The sequence below is a fragment of the Halorubrum sp. Atlit-28R genome, from assembly GCF_003665955.1.
Classification (GTDB): domain Archaea; phylum Halobacteriota; class Halobacteria; order Halobacteriales; family Haloferacaceae; genus Halorubrum; species Halorubrum tropicale.
Genome location: NZ_QPLS01000101.1, coordinates 1 through 575, shown reverse-complemented (window position 1 = coordinate 575; position 575 = coordinate 1). Strand labels below are relative to the sequence as shown.

General features: G+C 64.9%; 1 pseudogene. It reads right to left on the bottom strand.

From position 1 onward, the window contains the following. Window positions 1-575 (bottom strand): annotated as a pseudogene (locus DVK06_RS17000) (preprotein translocase subunit SecY); the annotation flags it as partial.

The window sequence follows — 575 nt, the reverse complement described above, 5'->3', positions numbered from 1 at the left end:
AACCACATCCACTGGCCGCGGCTCTGGATGGGGTTCAGGTAGTAGAACAGCCCGGAGATGGGCTGTCCGGCGTCGCTGTACTCGCCGAGGAACGCCGGCATCCCCGCCCACTGCGAGGAGAGGATCTGGCCGAGGAACTGGATGTTCGCCTGCAGCGCGCGAACGAGGATCATCGGCAGGACGGACGCGTAGATGAGCTTCACCGGGAAGCGTCCGCGAGCGCCCTTCACGCGGGCGTGCGATAGCGGGATCTCGACGCGGACGGACTCCGCGTACACGACGATCCCGAAGATGAACACCGTGGTGAAGAGTGCCAGAATGTTCCCGGGGTCGAAGAGGAGGTTCTGGAGCCCCTCGGCCGTGAACGGCGACATCGACACCGGCACGTTGCCGAAGATGACGCCGTACCAGCTCGCGAAGAAGCCGGACGCGCCGAGCGCCGAGAAGCTGAAGAAGCCGCCGACGATCTGCTGGCTCACCGACGCGATGATGAACAGCCCGACGCCGGAGCCGACGCCCCACTTGCTCACGATCTCGTCCATGAACAGGATGAGGATGCCGCCGACGAAGATCTG